Annotated in this window: 29 protein-coding genes and 3 other RNA genes; 23 read left to right on the top strand and 9 right to left on the bottom strand. The window is 65.4% G+C overall.

Translation table 11 applies throughout. The features are described 5' to 3' along the window. Window positions 1–12: 12 nt before the first annotated feature. From AB0J80_RS36035 to AB0J80_RS36015, 5 genes are read right to left on the bottom strand one after another with little or no spacing between them, the layout of a single operon-like run. Window positions 13–537, bottom strand: a complete 525-nt coding sequence (locus AB0J80_RS36035) for a hypothetical protein (RefSeq protein WP_364714026.1) — start codon at window positions 535–537, stop codon at window positions 13–15. Continuing rightward, window positions 534–1556 (bottom strand): hypothetical protein, encoded by a 1023-nt coding sequence (locus AB0J80_RS36030; RefSeq protein ID WP_364714025.1) that lies wholly within the window; start codon window positions 1554–1556, stop codon window positions 534–536. The genes AB0J80_RS36035 and AB0J80_RS36030 overlap by 4 nt, the downstream gene beginning before the upstream one ends. Further along, complete coding sequence (locus AB0J80_RS36025) at window positions 1553–2986, bottom strand: phage portal protein (protein ID WP_364714023.1); 1434 nt, start codon at window positions 2984–2986, stop codon at window positions 1553–1555. Before AB0J80_RS36025 ends, AB0J80_RS36030 begins: the two co-directional genes overlap by 4 nt. An 18-nt stretch (window positions 2987–3004) precedes the next feature. Then, window positions 3005–4657 (bottom strand): terminase, encoded by a 1653-nt coding sequence (locus AB0J80_RS36020; RefSeq protein WP_364714022.1) that lies wholly within the window; start codon window positions 4655–4657, stop codon window positions 3005–3007. 12 nt (window positions 4658–4669) lie between these two features. Beyond that, window positions 4670–5002: a hypothetical protein gene (locus AB0J80_RS36015; protein WP_364714020.1), complete on the bottom strand. Its 333-nt coding sequence runs from the start codon at window positions 5000–5002 to the stop codon at window positions 4670–4672. Between the two features lie 155 nt (window positions 5003–5157). Between AB0J80_RS36015 and AB0J80_RS36010 the strand changes: the two genes are divergently transcribed. Continuing rightward, on the top strand, window positions 5158–5625 hold the full coding sequence (locus AB0J80_RS36010; protein ID WP_364714019.1) for an HNH endonuclease signature motif containing protein: 468 nt from the start codon (window positions 5158–5160) through the stop codon (window positions 5623–5625). A 15-nt stretch (window positions 5626–5640) separates the two neighbouring features. Here the strand turns inward: AB0J80_RS36010 and AB0J80_RS36005 are convergent, their stop codons facing one another. Continuing rightward, entirely contained in the window at window positions 5641–6393 is a 753-nt protein-coding gene (locus tag AB0J80_RS36005; protein ID WP_364714018.1) for a DUF981 family protein, read from the bottom strand. Between the two features lie 239 nt (window positions 6394–6632). Between AB0J80_RS36005 and AB0J80_RS36000 the strand changes: the two genes are divergently transcribed. Then, on the top strand, window positions 6633–7403 hold the full coding sequence (locus AB0J80_RS36000) for a hypothetical protein (RefSeq protein WP_364714016.1): 771 nt from the start codon (window positions 6633–6635) through the stop codon (window positions 7401–7403). A 56-nt stretch (window positions 7404–7459) separates the two neighbouring features. On the opposite strand, the gene AB0J80_RS35995 is transcribed toward AB0J80_RS36000, so the two are convergent. Next, on the bottom strand, window positions 7460–7714 hold the full coding sequence (locus tag AB0J80_RS35995; RefSeq protein WP_364714014.1) for a hypothetical protein: 255 nt from the start codon (window positions 7712–7714) through the stop codon (window positions 7460–7462). A gap of 2163 nt (window positions 7715–9877) precedes the next feature. Here AB0J80_RS35995 and AB0J80_RS35990 point away from each other — a divergent pair. From AB0J80_RS35990 to AB0J80_RS35895, 20 genes are all read left to right on the top strand, one after another. Continuing rightward, window positions 9878–10423 carry a hypothetical protein gene (locus AB0J80_RS35990; protein WP_364714012.1) on the top strand — a complete coding sequence of 182 codons (546 nt, stop codon included), beginning with the start codon at window positions 9878–9880 and terminating at the stop codon, window positions 10421–10423. Between the two features lie 84 nt (window positions 10424–10507). Beyond that, window positions 10508–10822 (top strand): hypothetical protein, encoded by a 315-nt coding sequence (locus AB0J80_RS35985; RefSeq protein ID WP_364714010.1) that lies wholly within the window; start codon window positions 10508–10510, stop codon window positions 10820–10822. A gap of 2 nt (window positions 10823–10824) precedes the next feature. Beyond that, an RNA gene (locus tag AB0J80_RS35980) (hammerhead ribozyme type II) lies at window positions 10825–10901 on the top strand. A 14-nt stretch (window positions 10902–10915) separates the two neighbouring features. After that, window positions 10916–11197 carry a hypothetical protein gene (locus AB0J80_RS35975; protein WP_364714008.1) on the top strand — a complete coding sequence of 94 codons (282 nt, stop codon included), beginning with the start codon at window positions 10916–10918 and terminating at the stop codon, window positions 11195–11197. Window positions 11198–11199: 2 nt separating this feature from the next. Beyond that, window positions 11200–11277: hammerhead ribozyme type II (locus AB0J80_RS35970), an RNA gene on the top strand. 17 nt (window positions 11278–11294) lie between these two features. Next, window positions 11295–11648 carry a hypothetical protein gene (locus AB0J80_RS35965; protein WP_364714006.1) on the top strand — a complete coding sequence of 118 codons (354 nt, stop codon included), beginning with the start codon at window positions 11295–11297 and terminating at the stop codon, window positions 11646–11648. After that, window positions 11648–11724, top strand: an RNA gene (locus AB0J80_RS35960) — hammerhead ribozyme type II. Before AB0J80_RS35965 ends, AB0J80_RS35960 begins: the two co-directional genes overlap by 1 nt. A gap of 15 nt (window positions 11725–11739) precedes the next feature. Continuing rightward, window positions 11740–11964 (top strand): hypothetical protein, encoded by a 225-nt coding sequence (locus tag AB0J80_RS35955; protein WP_364714005.1) that lies wholly within the window; start codon window positions 11740–11742, stop codon window positions 11962–11964. A gap of 94 nt (window positions 11965–12058) precedes the next feature. Beyond that, complete coding sequence (locus AB0J80_RS35950; protein WP_364714004.1) at window positions 12059–12430, top strand: hypothetical protein; 372 nt, start codon at window positions 12059–12061, stop codon at window positions 12428–12430. A 76-nt stretch (window positions 12431–12506) separates the two neighbouring features. After that, window positions 12507–13223 carry a DUF2786 domain-containing protein gene (locus AB0J80_RS35945; protein WP_364714002.1) on the top strand — a complete coding sequence of 239 codons (717 nt, stop codon included), beginning with the start codon at window positions 12507–12509 and terminating at the stop codon, window positions 13221–13223. Continuing rightward, window positions 13220–13429, top strand: a complete 210-nt coding sequence (locus tag AB0J80_RS35940) for a hypothetical protein (RefSeq protein WP_364714001.1) — start codon at window positions 13220–13222, stop codon at window positions 13427–13429. The genes AB0J80_RS35945 and AB0J80_RS35940 overlap by 4 nt, the downstream gene beginning before the upstream one ends. Before the next feature lie 93 nt (window positions 13430–13522). After that, window positions 13523–13822, top strand: coding sequence for a hypothetical protein (locus AB0J80_RS35935; RefSeq protein WP_364713999.1), 300 nt, complete (start codon window positions 13523–13525; stop codon window positions 13820–13822). Next, window positions 13819–14178, top strand: a complete 360-nt coding sequence (locus tag AB0J80_RS35930) for a hypothetical protein (RefSeq protein WP_364713998.1) — start codon at window positions 13819–13821, stop codon at window positions 14176–14178. The genes AB0J80_RS35935 and AB0J80_RS35930 overlap by 4 nt, the downstream gene beginning before the upstream one ends. Beyond that, window positions 14175–14369: a hypothetical protein gene (locus tag AB0J80_RS35925; RefSeq protein ID WP_364713996.1), complete on the top strand. Its 195-nt coding sequence runs from the start codon at window positions 14175–14177 to the stop codon at window positions 14367–14369. Before AB0J80_RS35930 ends, AB0J80_RS35925 begins: the two co-directional genes overlap by 4 nt. Then, window positions 14366–14581, top strand: a complete 216-nt coding sequence (locus tag AB0J80_RS35920) for a hypothetical protein (protein ID WP_364713994.1) — start codon at window positions 14366–14368, stop codon at window positions 14579–14581. Before AB0J80_RS35925 ends, AB0J80_RS35920 begins: the two co-directional genes overlap by 4 nt. Before the next feature lie 89 nt (window positions 14582–14670). Further along, window positions 14671–14910 (top strand): hypothetical protein, encoded by a 240-nt coding sequence (locus tag AB0J80_RS35915; RefSeq protein ID WP_364713993.1) that lies wholly within the window; start codon window positions 14671–14673, stop codon window positions 14908–14910. Between the two features lie 246 nt (window positions 14911–15156). Continuing rightward, window positions 15157–15801 carry a hypothetical protein gene (locus AB0J80_RS35910; RefSeq protein WP_364713992.1) on the top strand — a complete coding sequence of 215 codons (645 nt, stop codon included), beginning with the start codon at window positions 15157–15159 and terminating at the stop codon, window positions 15799–15801. A 40-nt stretch (window positions 15802–15841) separates the two neighbouring features. Continuing rightward, window positions 15842–16267, top strand: a complete 426-nt coding sequence (locus AB0J80_RS35905) for a hypothetical protein (RefSeq protein WP_364713991.1) — start codon at window positions 15842–15844, stop codon at window positions 16265–16267. Window positions 16268–16275: 8 nt separating this feature from the next. Then, on the top strand, window positions 16276–16503 hold the full coding sequence (locus AB0J80_RS35900; protein ID WP_364713989.1) for a hypothetical protein: 228 nt from the start codon (window positions 16276–16278) through the stop codon (window positions 16501–16503). A gap of 295 nt (window positions 16504–16798) precedes the next feature. Then, entirely contained in the window at window positions 16799–17185 is a 387-nt protein-coding gene (locus AB0J80_RS35895) for a hypothetical protein (protein WP_364713987.1), read from the top strand. Between the two features lie 3 nt (window positions 17186–17188). Here AB0J80_RS35895 and AB0J80_RS35890 read toward each other — a convergent pair whose 3' ends face one another. Continuing rightward, window positions 17189–17422 (bottom strand): hypothetical protein, encoded by a 234-nt coding sequence (locus tag AB0J80_RS35890; protein WP_364713985.1) that lies wholly within the window; start codon window positions 17420–17422, stop codon window positions 17189–17191. A 36-nt stretch (window positions 17423–17458) separates the two neighbouring features. On the opposite strand from AB0J80_RS35890, the gene AB0J80_RS35885 reads away from it, so the two are divergent. Next, on the top strand, window positions 17459–18040 hold the full coding sequence (locus tag AB0J80_RS35885; RefSeq protein WP_364713983.1) for a hypothetical protein: 582 nt from the start codon (window positions 17459–17461) through the stop codon (window positions 18038–18040). A gap of 61 nt (window positions 18041–18101) precedes the next feature. Here AB0J80_RS35885 and AB0J80_RS35880 read toward each other — a convergent pair whose 3' ends face one another. Further along, window positions 18102–19883 (bottom strand): recombinase family protein, encoded by a 1782-nt coding sequence (locus AB0J80_RS35880; protein ID WP_364713982.1) that lies wholly within the window; start codon window positions 19881–19883, stop codon window positions 18102–18104. Window positions 19884–19929 lie beyond the last annotated feature (46 nt).

The raw sequence follows: 19929 nt of genomic DNA, 5'->3' as shown, positions 1-19929 counted from the left end.
GGGGTTGGCCGGTCAGTAGCGGCGTGCGCGGGCGGCACGGGCTGCCTTCACCGGGTCGAAGGCGTCGGTCTCGTCGCTGGGGTCGAGGCCGCCGCTCAGCTCGCCCGGTGTGTTGGCCGGGGTCGCGTACTTCTGGAGCACCTTGGCGTGAGCCTCCAGCTCCTGCTGCGTGCTGCCCTTGAGCACGTCACGCAGCTCGTCCGGGAGGTCGAACTTGCGAGCGGTGTCAGAGACGAGCAGCTCCCGCTGGAGCCGGGCGTTCTCTTCCTGCACCGACTTGACCGCAGCGTCCAGCTCCTCGGGCGTCCTCGCGTCCTTGAGCTTGGCTTCGGTCTCGCGCAGCGTCGTGCGGTACTTCGCTGCCTCGGCATTGGCCTTGGCCAGTCGCTTGCGCGCCCACTCGGGCAGTTCGTCCTCCGACTCGCCAGGAGTCGCGTCCGTTGGGGACTCGGTTTCCTCGCTCTGCTCGGCCGTCGGTTCGGCCGGCGCGTTGTCGGGGGTCTGCTCGGTGGGAGCCGTGCTGTTGGTGTCGCTCACTGCTTCGCCTCCTGGGCGATGGGGGTGGACCTCGCCGCCTGGGCAGAGGCTGTGGTTTCGGCGCGGATGTATGCGCGCCAGGCGGCAACTGCCGCCTTGCCGGACTTGCCTGCCGTCACGGTCGGCCAGAGTCGGCCATACGAGCGGTTCAGCTCGAACCTCTTGTCGGCGTACTGGTCGGTGGTGAACAGCGGCTCGGCGTGGCAATGGCAGTTGTCGTGGTATTTGTCGCCGTCGCTGTACTCGGCGCCGCGCTTGGTCTTGTAGACCGCGCCACGGCTGATCAACATCGCGCACCAGCCGCAGGGGGTGCCCGACTCGGAGACGCGGGCATATCCGATGACCCGGCGGTCCAGCTCCCCCAGCGACCATGTGGCGCTCCGGGCGCCGTTCATGACCAGACGGGAGACGGCTGCCGCCTGGCGGGTACCGGCCCGGCTGTGCGCGTCGTGCCGCAGCCCGTCGACCACGTCGGCCGCGAGCTTGGTGTCGATGTCGTTGAGCTTCTTCAGCAGGTTGTTCGGGCCGAGGGCCTGAAGCACTTCTCGTGCCTCTGCCTGTGCGGCGCGATCTCCTGCCGCCAGGGCTGAAGCCGCGTTCAGCAGGCGCTCGATGGGTACGCCGCTTGCACCGCCGGGCGTCGCAGCTTCCACGCTGCCGCTGGTCCGTAGCCCCGCTCGGGCGTCCTTACCGGCGAGCTGGGCGAATGCTGCCCGAAGCTGGTCGAGCGTGACCTGACTTGGTACGGGCTTGGTGGGGTCGGCGATTGTGCGGCCGGTGAGCAGCGCCCGGGTCAGCTGGTAGTAGGCGATAGCCAACGCTCGCGACTGCACGCGGCGTTTCATGATGAGGTCGACCGCCGTGGCCAACCACCTCGCGCTGGTAGCCGCCTGAGCACTCGCGGGCACGCTGGCCCACAGCTTCAGGGCCTCCCCCACCGAAGCGACCCCGAGCTGCGTCAGGGCCGCTTGGTAGGCGGCGGAAACCCGAGCCGCCTCGGCTTCGGCCGCCGCGCTCACGCGGAGACCAGCTCAGGGGCGGGGCTCGAGATACCGGTTTCGGCGTCCGGGGTGGCCCGGCGGATGGACTGGGCGAGCTGAAGCTCGGCGTCGTCCTCTTCGCGCAGCCGCTCCCATTCCTGGACTTCCTGTGAGGTCACGTTGGGAACCCGGTTCCACAGGCCCCGTACCGGGATTTGGAGCGACTCAGCCAGCTTGCCGAGACCGTCTGCACTCTGCGCCAGCGACTTCATCTCCATGTCGCGCCACATCACTTCGGCGTCGTAGTCCTGCGCCGCGTCGAGGTTGCCTTCCAGCTCGACGGCCAGGCGCATCACGCGTTCCCAGCTTTCGCCGAAGCTGTTGCGGAACTCCTCGACCTTGCGCAACAGCGCAGTCTCGGCAGCGAGAAGGGCCTCGGCCGACAGGTTGGCAATCATGCCGAGCAGGTGGTGAGGCGGCGTCTGACTGATCGCGGCCAGATGCCGAATCGACATGTCCAGCGACTCGATGAACCCCGACAGTGGGGTCTCGTCCAAGGAGCCGAACTTGACGTCCGCGTCCTCAGCGAACAGGAACCGGCGGGCGTTGTGGTTGATCGGCAGCGGGATCGGGTTGCCCTCGTCGTCGAGCACCACGTCGCCGGTTTCCGGGTCGCGTTTGACGGGCGGCGCCATGCCGGTGACCGTGCGGACCTTGAAGCTGGCGTAGGTCTGTGCCACTAGCAGGTCGAAGACCGTCTGGTTAATGCGGTTCTGAAGATCGATCATCGGCTCGATCACGCCGACAGTGCGACCTTCCAGGTCGACCGCCGCAGCGAACCGGGTGACCGGGCACTCCGTTGCGCCGTGCCGGCGCTTCGCGGTGAGCCGCACGCTGACGTCATCGCCGAGCGAGCCGAACGAGACCGTCCACTCGTAGCGGGCGTCGAACATGCGGGCCACACCCTTGGCGTCGCCCTTGGCGAACTTGAGGACCGTGAGCGCGACCTCGGGGGTGTCGTCGTTCGCGGGGTCCTCGAACAGCGCTGCCGTCTTCATAGCCGACAGGCCCTTGGTGCGCACTCCCCTGACGGTCTTCTCCGTCAACGTGAAGGAGTGCCCGAACTTCAGGGCGCCACGGTGGATGGCAAGCTGGCGCGCGTCGAGCCGTGAGCGCTGCCAGTGCTTCCACTCCGGGAGCACCTCGCCGACCGCGAGCTGGACGCTGGGCCGGCGCACCGAGTCGACGTACATGGCCTGAGCCGGGGTCGACAGGAGCAGGGGCATCCAGTTCGACACCGCCCGCCGGGCGAGCAGCTTGTATTCGTCGTCGCTGTTGAGGGGCATGTACGGGTCGTCGTGTTCGCCCTGGACGTAGTCGTCGATGCGAGCGAGGCGGTCGCGGTCCTTGTTGAGGATCGCGAGGAGCTGCTTGGCATAGCCGAGCGCGGTAGCCGCTTCAGATGCCATGTCGAAACTTCACACTCCTCACATCCAGTACGAGCGGCCGGTGCGCTTCTTCTGCTTCTTGCCGCGTGTGCGGTAGTCGTGCAGGGCCTCGAAGCTGAGCATCATCGCGGCGTAGAGATCCACTTTTCGCGGGCTCTCGCGGCTCTGCTTGCCGAAGCTGACGCCGTAGTTGTTCACCCGGCGGTAGACATTGAGCACGTGGCGCCGCAGGGCCGGGTCGCCGTCGTGGAAGAGCTTGCCGTCCACGATCGTCTGCACCAGGCGCTCGTGCGCGAGGGTGACGCGCTTGAGGCTCTGCCGCATGTCCCAGCCGATGGCGCCGTTGACGCTGCTCTTCACGGCAAGCCGCTCGGAGAAGTCCGTCTCCCATTCGGAGATGTGGGCTTCCCACAGGGCGACATCGGCGTAGAAGGCGACGACGTTGAACGTGGCGAAGGCATCGCGGACCGCGGTGTCGACCTGGTCCTTGTTGACCTGCCAGTGGTCACCGTCCGGGCCTTCCGGCTTATGCCAGTGCCCGAGCACGAAGACCACGTTGTCCTCTGCCCTGATCGCGACCAGCGCCGTGTCGTCGTCGGATTTTCCGCCGTCGAATCCAAGCGCGATCGTGTCGCCGGCCTTCAGCGTGGCGCCCTCCACCAGCAGCGGCTTCCACTGCTCCGGGCCGTACAGCGCGTCCTCGTCCGCAACGACCTGGTTGAGGAACATGCGCCGCGAGCGAGAGGCGCTGATGATCAGCGACTGGATCGACTTGATGATCGCGTCGACCCGCAGCCACTTCGCGTCACCCCGGATCTTCGGGATAACGATCTCCAGGGCCTCGACCGTGAGCGGCGTACGCGGGTCGGCTTCCACCGAGTCGTACATCATGCCGGTGTCGACGGCCTTGCCCTCGCGGATCTTGTCGTACGCCTCGCGCATCCGCTCGCCGACGCTGTCCTCGCCGGGCAGGAAGGCGTTCGTGATGGCCAGGTACCGGCTGTCCTTCTTCGTGGCGTTGCCGTCGATGGTCTCCATCATCTGGTGACCCTGGTTCCCGCTGACCCAGTGCTGCGTCTCGTTCAGGCATACGAACGTCGAGCGAGCACCTTCGAGCGCACGGAACGAGCTGGTGACCGCTTCGAGCCGTAGACGCCCACCGTTCGCGCGGATCAGCTCGGCGCCGGCCTTGATGCCATAGGTGTCGATCAGCTTCTGCGACATCAGCGAGGGCAGAAGCGTCATGGTGTTCTTGGTCTGCTCGCGGTTGACCGCGGCGACCTGGACCCACGCCTGCGGGTGGCCCTCGGCGATCGGCTGACCATCGGTGCCCCAGTACGCGAACCGGCTCGGGCCGACGAACTCGATCAGGCAGATGACCGCCAGAAGCGGGTCTTTGCCCCAACCCTTGAGGCGTTGGAGAACCCCGGTTCGGTAGATGAAGCGCCCGGTGTCATCGACGGCGTACCACCAGAGCAGGAAGCGAAGCTGCTCGGGCGTGAAGCGCCAGGGGCCACCATCCTCGGCGAGGAGGTAGTCCGCGCACCAAGCGGCGATCTGCCAGCCGATCGTCCAGCGCGGCAGGTTCCAGGAGCCGTCCGAGTTCTTCGCCCAGGTGGGGCCGATGTACTCGGGCTCCAGCAGGTCAATCTCTTCGCGGGTCAACGGGGCCGGCGCGGTGGCCTGAACCATGCCGTCACCCCCTTACTGCGCGACCCCGAGCTGCTCCCGGTAGTCGGCGAGAACGGAGACGCTCGCCGGAGTGGCCTCCTCCTCCGGCTCGTTCAGCTCGATGCGAACACGGCGCCTGTCCCCCTCGGTCACAAGCAGGTTCGACAGCGTGGAGTACAGGGTCTGAAGGAGCTGGCCCGAACGCTGGCCGGGGTTGCGCTTGGCCACGCTCAGGTCATCCATCAGCGACCGCAGGATGGCGATGTCGCTCTGCTGGTAGAAGTCCGCCTGGCCGCTGTTCTTGCAGCCGAGGTAGATGTCGCGAGCCAGCGCGTGCCACTCGGGGTCAGCCGGCGGCCACTTCACCTTCCGAGCGGTGCCCTTGGTGACGGCCTGCTGTTCAGCGCCCTTGCGGGGACGCGGTCGAGCGAGGTCCGCTTCGCGGTTAGGAACGGGTCCAGGCAAGACGACCACCCCAAGGACGTATAGATCAGACCGAGCACGATCGATAAGATTTGGCTGTGCCGAGCAGTCGCCCCCACTTGCCGAGATGGCTCTACTCTGAGCTGCTGATCGAGGCAGGCCACCGCTGTGCGATCCCCACGTGCAAGGGGTGGCCCGTTCAGATCGCCCACATCGTGAAGCGCAGCGTCAGCCGGGACGACACGTTCGACAACCTGATCGCCCTTTGTCCGCGGTGCCACGACCTGTATGACCGCTATCGAGCCATGTCCACGAGGGAGATGCGCGCCTACAAGCGCAACCTTGAGGTGCTGGGCGAGCAGAGCGGCAACATTCGTCGCCGGCTAAGCGACCTGCCTATCTGGCAACTTTTGGAGCTGTACGGTCACCCGTGGCCCCCAGCGAAGCAGATTCGGCGGATTGGACACATGCAGATCGCCCCGCTAGGCGTAGGTAAGACGGAGATCATCACCCGGATGATGATGATCTACGACCGCCACAAGATCGGCTACGCAACGGGTCACTAGCTGATGTGCATGCGCTTACCAGCGAAAGTCAGGGCCATCCGAGCCCATGTTGATGATCATGCCGGTGTGGGTGTAGAAGTTCATCGCTGAAAACAGCGCGAAGCCGATGCCAGCCAAGGTCCAGGTCCAGTACAGCAGCGGCCAGGCGAGGCGGCTGCCAGCGCGGATCGCGACGGGGAAGATCAGGCAACCCAGCGCAGCCGCGCCGTAGAGCAGCGCGAAGAAGGTGTTCTCCAGGACCGGCCAGTCATGCAGCAGCCCGGTGATCGGTTCCTCGATCGGGGCTGAGCTGATCACGTTGAACCGCAGGATCGCTGCGGTGCACCAGGACAGGACGACACCGAGCAGGACGATGATCCACGCCGTCGGGGCTAGCGAGCGCCGCAGGGCGATGTCATCGAGCAGTGGGGCGTCGGACCGGCTCAGTCGCCAGGCGGCGGCCAGCAACGCCACGCCGAGGATCAGGGATGGTTCTCCGAACACGGTGTCGATGTACGGCTTGGCCTCGGCGAGGGGATGCGTCACGGTCATGGCGCCACCCAACAGCGTCAGCAAGGCACCGAGCATGCCGAAGGCGGCGGCCCAACCTGCCGCGTCACTGCCGCGGACCATCTGGAGAGGTAGACGCTGCTCCTTGACGGCGGCCCAGTAGCGGGGCACCAGCACCAGGGCGGCTCCTGCGGCGACCCCGATGGTCGTGTTGTACATGATCATCTCGATGGGCCTCCGGGTATAGCACGACAGTGACCCGGCGACCGGGTTGTCCACAGCAGGAAAGTTATCCACAGGTATCGAAGGCGTCGGTGGACAGCACGCAGCGACGCCGGAAAGCTGAACGCGCCGGCGAGAACACTCCCTCGCGGCGCCGGCCGCGGCTGCGGCAGGTGGGGCGCGGCGAGTAGCAGATCCGCCGGCTGGCGGGCGACCACGCCTTTGCGAGCGTCGCCCGCCTACTCCACAGATACAACCTCGTTGACAGCGTGTAAACGGATATGCACACTCGCGTCATGGAAGAGGACGACGAGTCGCGGGAAATCGAACGCCTCACTACGCACTACATTGCAGCGGCCAGGGAATGCGTGGAGCTATGGACCACCGGCGACAAGGATTTCAACTTCAAAGTCGGCATGAGCCAAAAGGTGCGAGCGGTGTTTCCCGTTGTCGCGCACGCCATGGCGCAGACTGTCGCCGCCTTGCGGTTGTATGATTTAGGACTTGTGTATGCAGCTCGCGCCAATGTTCGAGTAGCTCTTGAACACGCGATAGTCGCGCAGTCGGTCGTTCACACCCACGGCGGTGAAGATTATCTGATTGGCTCGATGGAACGGCTTCACACAAACATTTTGACGGATTTGAAAAACAGTGGAGTAGAGATCCCGGCACGATTGACGCCGAACCTCGTGCATCCGCCCGCCGAACTACAGATAAATCTTCAGGTCATCTGCCGTCGATTCGATCCCACAGGCAGCTTTTATGGTCTGTATCGAAATTTGTCATCCGGGACTCATGTCAGCCTAGCCACGTTGAGGGCTTATGTCGACGTAGACCAAGTCGACGGATCAGTGGCATTCAGACTTGGCGAAGGCGGAGAGCATGACGCACAACAAGATCAAGCACTCGGCTGGAGTCCGGTTCTCGCCTTGTCAGCCATCGAATCGCTTCGCCAAGACGAGTCCCGTCTTCGCGCAGTCGAGGAGATCGCAAAAAATCACGAACTCATTGCAGACCTTCGCCATCTAGATACTGAACCGCAGAAGCAACAAGCGCCAAGGCCGTAGCCGCTCGATCGGGCAACTCGCATGCCGGGAGCGCAGCGCATGTGCTGGTGGTGAGATCACCACGCCTTGAAGACGATGTGCGGGATGAACCAGACGACGAAGCCGACGAGGGCCACGATGAAACCCACCGCCCCCCAGGTCTTCGGGCTCTTGTTGGTGCCGAGCCAGCGCCGGGTGTTCTCGCTGAGGGTGTCCTCGGTCGAGCGGTCGATCAGCGCGATGGTCTCCAGGATGGCGAAACTCAGCGCGAAGAACGCGAGCCACCAGGCCCAGATCCGACCCCAGGGGGCCTGTGCCTGCTTCTCAGCCATGCGGGCCTCCTGTTGCGGTCGGGAAGCTGTGCCCCGCAGCGCCGGGAGAGGAGCGACGCTGCGGGGCGGGGCGGGGAGCGCCGGCTCAACCCGCTCGGGGCGCATCACAGGAGGCCGGGGTGAGCCTCGGTGCGCCGGTACTTCGCGGCATGTCTACGACGAACCGCCGCAGCCGCTTGGCCGCCTTCGCGGCCGGACTTACGATCGTGGTGCCATTCGCAGACCGCTCTGAGGTTGGAGTCTGAATGGTCATCACCACGCCGTATGTGATCGACGTCGGTTGCACGCTCGGTGCACGGCTCGCCGTAGATGTTCTTGACGGTGCAGCGGTACGCGTCCCGTCGAAGGATGCGTGGCCGGATCTGCGTGTCCCAGTTCGGGGGGAGCCGGTCTCGCCGGTCGCTGTTCTGCCAACCCGGCAAGCCGGCCACCCCCTTCCGGAAGTAGCGGCCCCGACCACGTTTGCCTGCGAGGCGTGGACCCAGAGCCTGGTATCAGGAAGAGGGAGCCTGTTTAGCTGCTTACCAGCGAACCTGTCGAGTGGGGGCGAAGCCCCCTACTGCTTACCTGCTTACCTGCTTGCCTAATTGATGGGGCCAAAGGCCCCTCTCAGGTCACCGGGTGAGCGGCGAAGCTGCTTCGCTGTTTACCTCTTCACTAATACTTCGACCTCAGCTCAGGACTATGCAGGGTAAAGATGACCGAGGTCACATCTCTTCGATGGGGATGCCAGCAGAGGCGGGATGAACTCCACTTCACCCCGGTCATTTCCGCAGGTGAACCGGCATGAAGGCTGCTTCACCTCGGTAGCTGGGCAGTTATCCACAGCCGGGGTGCACCACAGTTCAGGCCGGCCTGTCGACCGGGGTGAAGCGCGGTACCGCCCGGGGTGAAGCACCGTACCGACCGGGGTGAAGTGGGCTTCACCCTAACCGTCCTTGAACCACCCTCGAACCAACGGAAGCGCCGAGGCGCGAAACTCGAACCCTCTCAGCGGCGACGTCATGAGGAGCCGAAGGCTCCCAACGCTACGCGGTCAGCGGCGAAGAGCTGGGGGCCGATGGCCCCGATCTAGGCAAGCCACGAGCCGGCGAAGGCGGGCCAGCGATGCTGTGGAGGTCCGCGGCGAAGCGCGAAAGAACGCGACGGCAGATGCTGTCGGTGCGCTCTTCTGCCTGGTCAATGCCACCCTGGGCATGAGAGGCGCTGGAAAAGTTGACTCTGGAACCGTGGCAAGATTTTGGCTGCTATCACCCAGCGGTCCCCTCTTGGAAGCCGAAGGGGTCACACCCCCTACCCTGCCGCTGCATCACTGGCAAGTCCTAAGTGGAGAGCATCACAAGTCCTGTTCAGGCTTGACTCTGCGACACAGCGCATGCAACGCGCGCTTGCGGTTCCTTCTGGGAGCAAAAGGGGGCGCTTGCCAGCGCGGGCACGGTTGGCGTGACCAGCGAATCCGTCCGCTAACACCCCTCAGGTCGCCGCTGCGAGGCGGCGCAGGGTCGACCCATACCCGAGGCAGCCTGTGAACTTTCGAGAGCCGCAGAGTCGAATCTGAGGCGTTGCCGCACGTCAGCCCGCCGCTGCTGAAAATCTTCCGGTCAACCGGGGCGCCAATCGACCCTGAACCGCCAGTGAAAACCGGGGGTTCAGGCTCGCTTTCGGCTGCGATTGCCGATGCGCACGGGTCAATTCACCGCGCCTGAACTGCGGAAACAGAAATAGTTCTGTGAACTTTCGACAAGGTCTTGCGCTGTGAACTTTCGTGACCTAGCTTTGTGACGTCAGCGAGGAACAACGAACGGAGGCAACACGAGGGACCGCCCTGGCGGGGCGGGGCAGACGAACGCAAAGCGCGTAGCAAGGCAAGGCCGGGTGGACCCTTCAGCGGGGGTCGTGAGCCGGAACGATGCTTGTTCGTTGAGAACTCCACAGCGTGCATATGAGCGGGCGACAGTAGCCCGCAGGTGTGAAACGGGCGCGAGCTGGCGCTCGCTGTGCGGCCCATCGCCCGCATGGCTCCGGGTTCGATCCCCGGTCGCCCACGAGGCCGAGAGGCCCCTCTTCTTGGCATTTCTGTGAACTTTCGACATTGGGGTGAACATGAGAAAGAAGGTCGCCGCGACCCCCGACGCTCGGCTCCGCGAGGTTGCCGGAACCAACGTGCGGGCGGTCGCCGATCGAATCGTTGCCACCTTTAAGCGCGCCACCCCTGCCGACGTAGAGGCGGGCGCACGGTGGTACCACGAGGGCGAACAGTTCATCGACGCTCTCGCGGCTCAGACCAACAAGTCCCGCGAGTCGGTGGCCGCCGTAGTTGCCCACCTCTCGCCGCGTACGACGTGGAAGCGGAACCTGTTCGGGGCGACCATGCTCCTGACGACTGGCACGGCACCGACGTGCATCGGTGCCAATGTCGAGCGGGCGCGGCGGTCACTGTTGAGTGACGACCCGATCGGCACGCTGAAAGGCCCGAAGACCAGGCGCTTCGCCTTGAACCTGCTGGGCGACCGCGAGGCAGTGACGGTGGACATGTGGGCGGCGAAGGTCGCTCTCGGCCACGACGAGTACGAACCGATTCTCGCCAGAACGGGCGCCTACGAAGCCATCGAGCACGCCTACCGGGTCGCGGCCCGGCGGGTGGGCGTCGACCCCGTGACCATGCAGGCCACGACATGGATCGTGGCCCGCAACGGGCGGGCCATGTGAACTTTCGATACTGGCGAAACCCCTTCGGGGGTCCGCTGGCTTGGCATGCCAGCGCCGATGAGCCTGCCGACAGAGGAGAGATCCATGCGTATCGAGAACATTCCCGCGCTGGTCAAGGCTGCTGACGACATGTCAGAGCGGCTGGCCAGGGTCGACACGGGCGACCTCTGGAACTTGATGACCTGCGCGGAAGTCGACTCCATCGCCGCCGTACTGGTGCTGACCGGTCACGACAAGACCGCCGCCTTCTTGCTGTGCGAACACGCCGTGTCCGACACGGAAGCCCTCGACTCGCACGCGGACATCTACGCCGCCCGAACCGACGGCATGGGAACGCGTAGCGACGAGTCCCGCCAGGCCGCAGCCAACTACCTGAAATGGCTGCGCGAGGCGTACTGACCAGGCGAAACACGCTCCACCCGACGGGTTGGAGCGTGTCCTCCGGGCTGGCATCCCGGGGCTGATGAGCCTGCCGCATACGAGGAGAGACCGATGGCCGACGCACCTACTTTGATCGAGCCAACCAAGGCGACGGTGACCCTGGTCATCGATAACCACTACGAGCTGTACGACACCGTCACGGTCATCACGACGGTCACGATCCCGCTGCCGCCGAGCGAGCAGAACGAAGAGGCGTACGACGCCTGGTCGTACGACCACATCTACGCCGAGACCGGCACGGGCCGCACCGATGGCGACTCCTGGTACTTCGTGCGCGTCACCGAATCGACGGCCCCCGAGCTGCTCGGCCGAGAGTTCGAGTTCGGACTCTGACCCGGCGAAACATGCCCCCGCCGCAGTGGGCGGGGTGTGTCCTCCGGGCTGGCATCCCGGGGCTGATGAGCCTGCCGAACCCATGAGGAGAGACGAGATGGAGAACCTGATCAATGCCCAGGTTCGGATGCGCAACCGGTGCCCGTTTCGGGCCGCTTCGCTCAAGGGCGAGCTGGTGGGCGTGCTGGCGGGGCTGATCCCTACGGGGCAACTTCCAGCGGAGCACGCCGACCGACTGCACGAACTCCAGGCCGAGCGAGCCGACAGGTACATGGGGCTGGGTGGAGTACGTGACGGCGTCAAGGACGCACCGGTCTACGTCGTGAGTAGCTACGGCACCCCGATCGCTTGGGTCACCCAGGGCGGCGACGTAGTGATCCCTGAGGTCACCTACAGCCCCACGACAACGCGTCACCAGAAGATCGCGCGCCGAGCGCTCGCTGATGCATGAGGCGAAACCGCGCCGCCCCTCCAGGTGGTGGCCGGTCCGCTGGCTTGGCATGCCGGCGCTGATGAGCCAGCCGACAAGCGAGGAGCACGAGATGAGTAGCGAGCGGGTGCTTGTGGTGACGCCCGACCTGCGCCGGGCCTTGGCACGAGCGCGGGCCTGGAACGAAGAGGCGAGCGAGGAGCTGCGTCAGCTCGGCGAGAAGGCGGAGAAGACCTGCGACTACCGATACCGCGATGAGCGATCAGCCGATCACGGCGAGACCGCATGGGAACTGCTCGATGGCCTGCTGTCGCACCTGGAGGCCGTGAAGTCCTGACTGTGAAATCGGCGACGCCCTCGACTGGGCCGCCGGTCCACCGACCTGGCATGTCGGTGCCGATGAGCCAGCCCGCATCCGGAAGGAGAAAACAATGGGGAACGCACACGTAAGCGACTGGTCGCTCGCTGAGGCGCGCAAAGCCAACGAGGCCGGGGTTGTGATCTCCGACCGCGCAGCCCGCCAGCTGGCGTATGCCTACTCGTGGAGCTGGGCGTCGTGTTGGTTCGAGGGTTCAGGCGACTTCGCCTTCCCGTTCGACTTCAACCACGCCGCAGACGAGCACACCACCCCGGCCGACTACATGGACCACTGCCTCTTCGGCTGGTGGATGGACCGCGAAGACGGCGACTCGACCGAGTCGGACCAGGAGTTGCGCCGCGCGATGCGGGCCTACCTGGAGCACCGCCTAGCCACCGATGGCGGCGTCGCTGTCGACGGCTGGCGGGACTGGCCGAGGTACTGAATCCGGCGAAACCCCTTCGGGGGTCGGGCGGCTTGGCATGCCGCCCCTGACGAGCCTGCCCACTGAAGGGAATGCCATGAGCGACAACAAGCTAGCCAAGATTCGCGCCTTGCTGGCCAAGGCCGAGAACCCGGCCGCGACGCCGGCCGAGTCCGAGGCGTACACGGCCAAGGCAACCGAGCTGATCCAAAAGTGGGGCCTTGAAGAGGCGATGAAGGACGCCGCCGAGGAGGTAACCCTCCGCGCGGCCGACCGAATCATGGCGATGGAAGGCCACTACCAACGCGATAAGGCTGACCTGCTCTGGGGCATCGCCAACGCGATGGGATGCCAAGGTGTGGTGATCCCCAAGGGCCATCGAGGCAGCACCGCAGTCGCCGTCCACCTGTTCGGCATGGATGGTGACCTTGACCGGGTCGACCTGCTGTTCACAAGCCTGCTGGTGCAGGCCGCACACGGAATGGCTACCGCGCAGCCATGGAGTTCGAGCGCCAACATCAAGGCGTACCGGCGATCTTGGCTGGCTGGTTTCCGCAGGGCTGTCACTCGTCGCTTGGAAGCTCAGCGACGTCGGGCTGCGGACGAAACGGGGCCAGGTACTGACCTGGTGCTGGCGGACCGTAGCGCCCTGGTGAAGGCGCGACGTGACGAGGTCTACCCCAAGACTGTGCGCCGCCCCCGCAGGTTGACGGGCTCAGGCTTTCACTCGGGCTATGCCGCCGGCCAGCGCGCCAACCTTGGCGGCGCCAGCGTCACGAACCGGCCCGGAATGCGAGCAGTGGGCAGTCGATGACCCCCGAGCAGACGATCAACATCGCAAACGACGGGGTGCAGGGCGCCGGAAGCCACGCTGCTGTGATGGCGGCAGCGCTGGCCCTGCCGCCGGCCGTCCTGCGAGGCGTACTCGATCTCAACCACGTCGAGTTTCAGGGCGGTGAGCGCAAGACGACGCTGGCCCGTCGCCTGGCGAACGAGCTACAGGGCAACCCCACCTCGTGACGTGACGGGCAAGACAACGGTGCAAGTGTGAAGTTTCGAGTTTGAAGTGGCTGGCCGCCACTTCGCAAGTTTGCAGACAGCGAGGAGAGAACATTGGCACGGCGGATCAGTGTGGCGCAGGCGCTCATGGGCGATGAGGCCACGCGCAAGAAGTTCGAGGACCAGCAGACCGTGCTGGCTGCGGTCCAGCGAGTCATCACCTGCCCGGTGTCGGGCGTGATCCTGGACGTCCGCAAGGCGGTCTACATCCTGGTGACTGGCGAGGACGGATACCGCAAGGCGATGGTGGTGGACGGCGCCGTGTGGGACGCCAACGGACAGAACCTGATGACCGGCATGGCCAAGCTCGGCCGGACCGTAGAGATCACGGACGGGCGGGTGGCCTGCGCATGACCACGCTCAAGCCGGGCCAGCGCGCAATCGACGCCCCCCACCTCGGGCGGCGCGAAGCCGACCACCGCGTGACCTACTTGCAACACCTCGGCAGGGTTACCCGCATGCGCCTCGGCGCACGAGACCTTGTGCATGACGACCCCAGCGGGGAGCTGTGGTTCCGGGTAGGTCCCGGCCGCCCGCACCGCAAGATCTTGATCGCGCTTTGCGCTGACGACACCTACGCCGTCGAAGTCGGCAGGCTCTGCCGAGTCGACGGACTTCCTGCCTGGATCTCGGAGCGCTGCGAGACCGGGATCTACGCCGACCTGCTCGCCGAGACGTGCGAGCGCCTGTGCGGAGAGACTGCCCAATGAGGGGCGAGCTAGACCTTCAGACCCTGGACGACGGCGGCCTGTACCTCGCCGAGAGCAAGACCGACCCCGGCCGTTTCGTTCTGTCCGTGACCGAGGCGAGCGGTGCCGATGTCGAAGTGAAGCTCGACGCCTTCGATGTGCTGCGCGTGATCCACGCGGCCTCGCGCCTGCTTATGGAGCGTGGCCTATGACCGGGGTCGTGGCCGTGGCCTACGCCCGGGAGCTGCACATCTACACCCCCGACGACCCCAATGCAGTCACAGCGCTCGCCGCCGCCGAGGCCCACGGTATCGACGCCGAGCTGCGCCACCTGAACGCCACGGTGTGGGAGCGAGCGCACTTCGCCCCCGAACTGCGGGGCGTCACGATCACCGATCACCGCACGCCGGCCAGATTCGGCTGACCCCCGGCACGGGCGATGTCCCTGCCTGACGTACGCGGCGGGTGGCGCGTAATTTAAGAACGCACCACCCGCAACGCCGAGGAGACGAGATGCGCACGTTCGCAGACCTGGACAACCAGATCATGGCCTTCGCGACGGCTTTGCGGGTCGCCGGCTACGTCGAAGACGCCGAAGGCGTCGAGTCCAGCGCCGCGTACCTACGCGAGGAGATCCGCCAACCGCAAGCGCGCATGGACGAGGCGCTACTCAACCTCCGCGACGCCTGCCAAAGCATCGTGGACACCATGGAGCGCCGCCAGGACTTTGTCACCAAAGAGATTCGCGAGTGACCCTTCGACCCCGCCACCCCGGCCAGCATGCCCGGGTGCTCGGCGACAACGCCGGTATGGAGCACCTCGTCGCTGTCGCCTGACATGCCCTGCCCTGCTGAAGTGGCGCACCAACCCAAAGTTCCGTGAGCTGTTCGATGATCGCCAAGACGGCCGGAACTGAGATCCATCCCACCTCTCGAAAGTTCACACCTTCGGGCCGCTCTGTGTAATGTTGGTACTCCAAGCGACAGCGAGGAGTTGACCGTGACGAGTGCTGAGACCCCCCACGGAACTGCCGAGGTGCATGCCACCAACCTGTTCCCGGAAACGTTGGCCACGCTGGATGAGCTGAAGGCGGCGCCGGTCGGGGCGGTAATCATCGACAGTGATGGCGACACCTTCGAGCGGCGTCCGCACGGGACCTGGCGAGGCAACAGCTTCCCGCACGCCATCACCGACGAGGTCCTTGCTATGTATCTGCCGGCCACGGTCGAGAACCACGCCGAGCTAGCCGGCCTGGAACTGGAGGGTTACCGCCTTGGCCACCTGGTCCGCGTGCTCACCAACGAGTACGCAATCGCGATCAGCGCAGGCACGGCTGGCGTGGTGGAACGCATCGTCGGACCGCACCTGTTCGTCCGCTTCAGAGGCGGCATGGTCGTGCCGCTCCTGACCAGTGAAGTCGAACCAGTCGCCTCCACCGGGATTCACCTCAACGCCCGGGTGACGGTAACCCGCGCCGGCACCTTCAACCACGGGCCGCTCGACAAGGGCGCCATCGGCGTCGTCACAGGCCGCGCTTCCGGCTACATCGAGCCGAGCTGGATCGTCAGCATCGAGGGCAACAGCCCATGGTTTCACCTCACCGCCGACTGGGTGTTCCCCGAGAGCGCGCTCGCGATCGCTTAAGGCACGCCTGTGAAGTTTCGATATCGAGGAAGGTGCTGCCGTGCTCATCACACCCCGCGCCGAGGAGGTCAACCAGGTCGTCGCCATCCTGGAGTCCGGCGAGTTCTCTGGCCCCGAGCCGATGGCCAAGGCCCTGATCAAGCAGATCGCGGACATCCTGAGCTACCGCGAATGGTGGGTTCTCACGCACCGATTCGGCAACGGACAGGTCGGCGTCAACTGGGCGCCCTTCGCCAGCCAGAACGAGGCCCTCAAGACTGCCCACAGGATCGCACTCAACGGCAAGTTCAGTGCCATCAAGCTGCACTCGAGCGGCGCACTACTGGCGAACCTCACCAGCTCCCGACGCAAGGGCTGGTGCCAGGTAGACGGCTGCGGCCACGCCGACTGGGTCCACCTCATGAACGGCACCACCCGCGGCAAGTGCGGCCTCGAATCCTGTCCCTGCACCGCCTACCAGAAGTGAGGCGACCGATGTCCAAGCACAACGTCCCGCACGACTGGTGCCGGACATGCCAGAAGCGCGGCTTCTACAACGAACGCGACGCCAGCAAGGCTCTCGGCCAGGCGCGCACACATCGCAACCGCCTCGCAGACAAGGCCGGCTCCCGCCGGGGCCTGGCCCGCGAGAACCGCATTTACCGCTGCCCGGAGGGCTACTTTCACCTCACGGGCATGAGCCGAAGGTACGTGCACGCATGACCATCACCATCGCCGACGTGTTCGCCGGCCACCCTGGTCGAGGTGGGCGCTCCGACGCCGACTACGCCGCGCTAGCCCAGATCTACGTCCGCATCGTTAAGGCCGGACGCTCCAACCCCGCAATCGTCATAGCGGAACGGTACGGGGGCAGCTCAGCGGTCTGGTCTCAGCGGATCGCCGAGGCGCGGCGGCGGCGACTCCTACCGCCCACCAGCCGCGGCAAAGCCAGCACGACCCTCGCCCCGTACGCCCACGCGTTCGTCAGGACTCCAACCCCAGCGAAGGCCCCTTCCTCATGACCTACGTGTGTAATTTCGATACCCCTGAGTCTCCCAACCGTATCGAGCCCTGCCACCGAGACGACATCCTGGTGGTCGGCTGGCTCAGGGCAGCCGCGGAGTTCCCGCAGTTCAACCACAATCGCGTCTTCAGCTCGAATGCACCGCAGCGCCTGCTCGGCCGGACCTTCAGGAACGTGTTCGTGCACGGGACAGCCTTCGAGACCTACCAGTGGGCGCCGTTCTTCGCGGAGCTGGAACGCATCGTGCGTCAACGCGGCGGCAAGTTCTTCGACATCGACCAGTACGACCTGGTGTACGCCGAGGAACGCCTCCGCGACGAGCAAGACGAACTCAACGCAGAAGCGGCGGAGCAGATCAGGCTGGTTAACCGCGCTCCGTAATCGTCACTCGGCGCGGATCACCCGCTCCCGCCAGAGCGGACCCCAGGCGGCGCGAGGCGCCGGCTCTAACGGTTCAAGCCCGAGCCGGCGCCGCTCCCGCTCCTCCTCCATCAGGCCAGCCAAAAGCTGTGCGACGACCAGCTCGACCCGCCCCTGAGTCAATGCCCTGGCTTTCCGCTCCAGCCAGGCAGTGAGGTCGGAATCGAGATCGGCGTCGTCACTCCACCGGCCAGTCATCGAACAAGTGTACGACACGATCAAGGAGTTCATTCATTGATCGCTGAAGCGCGGGTCGAGTGCCGCTCCCTGGCGCAAGCACTGGAGAACGTGCTCCAGTTCGTGCCCATGGCAGGCCAGCATGCCCTTGTCCTTCTGCGGCTTGAGCCAAGATCCGCGGTTGTCGTCCTGGGAGGCAGCGCGCACGTGACCGTTGCCGACACAGCCCAAACTGAGCAAGGCTGGCAGCCCGTGGAATGCCTGCTTGATCGAGCGTCAGCTCAAGCACTTGCCACGCATGTCCGTGAAGGCATCGACCGGACCGCGCGCCTAACCTTCAGCGCGTCATCCGTACGGGTCGAGGCGGGCGAGCAAGAGCCCATGAACGTGCCCATCACGACGGATGACGGGACCATGGGACGCCGTGCTACCGAGCTGAAAGCGGCACAAGCGCGAGCCGGCGGCTCCCCTCGGGCGGTGCGCATAGATCCCATGACATGGAGCAGCCTCGGCAGGGTCGAAGCAGCCGGCCACCGCATCGCCCGGCTCCAATCCGTCGAAGGTCGGCGCTCCCTGGCGGTTCGCATTGGTGCCACCTTCCAGGGAGTCATCATGCCCCTCAAGATCGTTACCCACTGACACGGCGGTCCGAGGGCGCCAGCGATCTCGCTGTCAGCCCTCGGACGGCCTCGGACGTCGCCTAAAGCGAGTCCTGCCTGAAAATCAAAGCCTTGCTCGGGTCCTTGCTCACGCGCTCGGCGAGGTCCGATACCAAATGCAGGGCCACAGAGACGCGCTCCGCCGACGCCACCACCATCGCGGCATACTCCTCCTCCACGTCGCGGGACGGGAGAAGCACCACATCGCCTTCGTCCTCACGCGTACGGCCCAAGCGAACCTTGACGCCAGCTTCCAGGAGTAGACGACGGCGCTCGATCACATCTGCGCCTTCCCACACTTCGCGATACGTGGAGCCAGTCCCAACCGCCTCGACGCGGTCCTCCGTCTCAGGCATCTCGGACAGCCGAGTGATCCGCTCCTCAAGCTGGGCAATCTGTGGTTGAAGTGCTGCCGCGAGCACTTTCGGTTTCGTGGCCGCCTCGCCCTGAAGGTACTTGTACGCCTCCATTGCGTCAGCCAGCTCGGCGGCATGCGACTGCCCCGGCACGACGACGTTCTCCATGACCTCCAAGTCGCCGACCAAGCTTAGAAACTCACGCTCGACCAAGTCCTCCACCACCTCGGCCGGCATGCCAAGCGCTGAGCACCGGTCCTGCTTTGCCTGTCGGCGCAGATAACCCCAAGCCGACCGGCACCCGTAGTAGGCGTACGGGCCGCCCTTGTACTTCAAGTCCCGGTAGTAGATCTTCTCGTCACAAATGATGCAGAAGCCCACACCCAGCAGGACGCTCGCACCCCTGGTGCGTGGCTTCGTCTCCACGCGTCCCTGTTCATCGAGCACGCGTTGAAGGCGATCCCACGTTTCGCGATTGATCAATGGCTCGGCCCGCTGCACTGGCATGCCGTCCGGCCCCAGAAACGGCTTGCCGCCCAGCTCCGTTTGGCCCATCAGGCCCCGTGATCGCAGGATGTCGGCTGCCGTCTTCGGGTTCCAGAGAATCGGCAGCGTGAGGCGCTGGCCCTCCTTCACCCGTTCGCCATCGCGGACTGCCGCCTCGGCGTGTTTCGGGTAGCGGCGAACTCGTACTGCATCCCCGTGCTCGGGCGTGATCACGAAGGTGTCCCCATCGATGGCGACGTCACCTTCGACTGGAGCCACGGGAACCTTCTCGGACTTCACGAGGCGGTACTCGCGAGGCGAGGGAATCTTGCGGGCGTTGAAGTCATCGACGATGGACAGCTTGGACTGCGATTGCAGCACCCGTTCGATCAGTTCGACTACGACCTTGCCGGTTTCGGGGTTGGGGACGAGCCACCAGCCCACGTCTCGCTGTTCAGGCATCAGGTGATAGGGATGCATACCGCCGCCCCAGCGCCCGGACCGGCGCATGAATGCCTTGGTGTCGCGGTTGCGCTCCTGGATCGCCTGAGCCTCCATCTGCGCCGCGAAGGCGAGGATGGTCACGATGAGGTGCGGGATCGGGTCGAGCGGCCCTGCCCGCATGTCGAGCATCATGGAACTTCCGCCGGGACCGCTGGCGAAGATCAATACCTTGCGCTCGTCGGTTGCCCACCTGGCCAACTCGTGGAGGTCGGCCATGCTGCGTACCGCGCGATCCAGCCTGGACCACACGATGCCGTCGAAGTCCTTGGACCTGTCGCGCAACCAGCCGCCCAGATCCGGCCGCTCAAACGGCGAGAGCGTGATGGCCGAAACATCGAGATCCCGCGCCCACCCAACGACCTCGCCTCCACGAGACGCGGCCTCCGCCTCAATGGACGTCCCCTGGCGCTCAGGGGAAGTTGACGGGTCGCCCTCTCCCCGGTGACGAGAAAGCCGGATGGCACCTAGCAGTCGCATAGTTCTGTACGCTACCCTTCCAACAACGTCGGAACAACGTGACCGC

The sequence above is a fragment of the Actinoplanes sp. NPDC049548 genome (genome assembly GCF_040676695.1).
Lineage (GTDB): Bacteria > Actinomycetota > Actinomycetes > Mycobacteriales > Micromonosporaceae > Actinoplanes.
The sequence above is the reverse complement of the archived record's forward strand: the minus strand, read 5'-3'. Positions and strand labels throughout refer to the sequence as shown.

What these genes read in the sequence shown, in the direction of transcription:
- AB0J80_RS36025 (WP_364714023.1), bottom strand. Translation starts at nt 2,986, where the DNA reads ATGGCATCTGAAGCGGCTACCGCGCTCGGCTATGCCAAGCAGCTCCTC.
- AB0J80_RS36020 (WP_364714022.1), bottom strand. Translation starts at nt 4,657, where the DNA reads ATGGTTCAGGCCACCGCGCCGGCCCCGTTGACCCGCGAAGAGATTGAC.
- AB0J80_RS36000 (WP_364714016.1), top strand. Translation starts at nt 6,633, where the DNA reads ATGGAAGAGGACGACGAGTCGCGGGAAATCGAACGCCTCACTACGCAC.
- AB0J80_RS35995 (WP_364714014.1), bottom strand. Translation starts at nt 7,714, where the DNA reads ATGGCTGAGAAGCAGGCACAGGCCCCCTGGGGTCGGATCTGGGCCTGG.
- AB0J80_RS35985 (WP_364714010.1), top strand. Translation starts at nt 10,508, where the DNA reads ATGCGTATCGAGAACATTCCCGCGCTGGTCAAGGCTGCTGACGACATG.
- AB0J80_RS35975 (WP_364714008.1), top strand. Translation starts at nt 10,916, where the DNA reads ATGGCCGACGCACCTACTTTGATCGAGCCAACCAAGGCGACGGTGACC.
- AB0J80_RS35965 (WP_364714006.1), top strand. Translation starts at nt 11,295, where the DNA reads ATGGAGAACCTGATCAATGCCCAGGTTCGGATGCGCAACCGGTGCCCG.
- AB0J80_RS35955 (WP_364714005.1), top strand. Translation starts at nt 11,740, where the DNA reads ATGAGTAGCGAGCGGGTGCTTGTGGTGACGCCCGACCTGCGCCGGGCC.
- AB0J80_RS35950 (WP_364714004.1), top strand. Translation starts at nt 12,059, where the DNA reads ATGGGGAACGCACACGTAAGCGACTGGTCGCTCGCTGAGGCGCGCAAA.
- AB0J80_RS35945 (WP_364714002.1), top strand. Translation starts at nt 12,507, where the DNA reads ATGAGCGACAACAAGCTAGCCAAGATTCGCGCCTTGCTGGCCAAGGCC.
- AB0J80_RS35940 (WP_364714001.1), top strand. Translation starts at nt 13,220, where the DNA reads ATGACCCCCGAGCAGACGATCAACATCGCAAACGACGGGGTGCAGGGC.
- AB0J80_RS35930 (WP_364713998.1), top strand. Translation starts at nt 13,819, where the DNA reads ATGACCACGCTCAAGCCGGGCCAGCGCGCAATCGACGCCCCCCACCTC.
- AB0J80_RS35925 (WP_364713996.1), top strand. Translation starts at nt 14,175, where the DNA reads ATGAGGGGCGAGCTAGACCTTCAGACCCTGGACGACGGCGGCCTGTAC.
- AB0J80_RS35920 (WP_364713994.1), top strand. Translation starts at nt 14,366, where the DNA reads ATGACCGGGGTCGTGGCCGTGGCCTACGCCCGGGAGCTGCACATCTAC.
- AB0J80_RS35915 (WP_364713993.1), top strand. Translation starts at nt 14,671, where the DNA reads ATGCGCACGTTCGCAGACCTGGACAACCAGATCATGGCCTTCGCGACG.
- AB0J80_RS35900 (WP_364713989.1), top strand. Translation starts at nt 16,276, where the DNA reads ATGTCCAAGCACAACGTCCCGCACGACTGGTGCCGGACATGCCAGAAG.
- AB0J80_RS35895 (WP_364713987.1), top strand. Translation starts at nt 16,799, where the DNA reads ATGACCTACGTGTGTAATTTCGATACCCCTGAGTCTCCCAACCGTATC.
- AB0J80_RS35890 (WP_364713985.1), bottom strand. Translation starts at nt 17,422, where the DNA reads ATGACTGGCCGGTGGAGTGACGACGCCGATCTCGATTCCGACCTCACT.
- AB0J80_RS35880 (WP_364713982.1), bottom strand. Translation starts at nt 19,883, where the DNA reads ATGCGACTGCTAGGTGCCATCCGGCTTTCTCGTCACCGGGGAGAGGGC.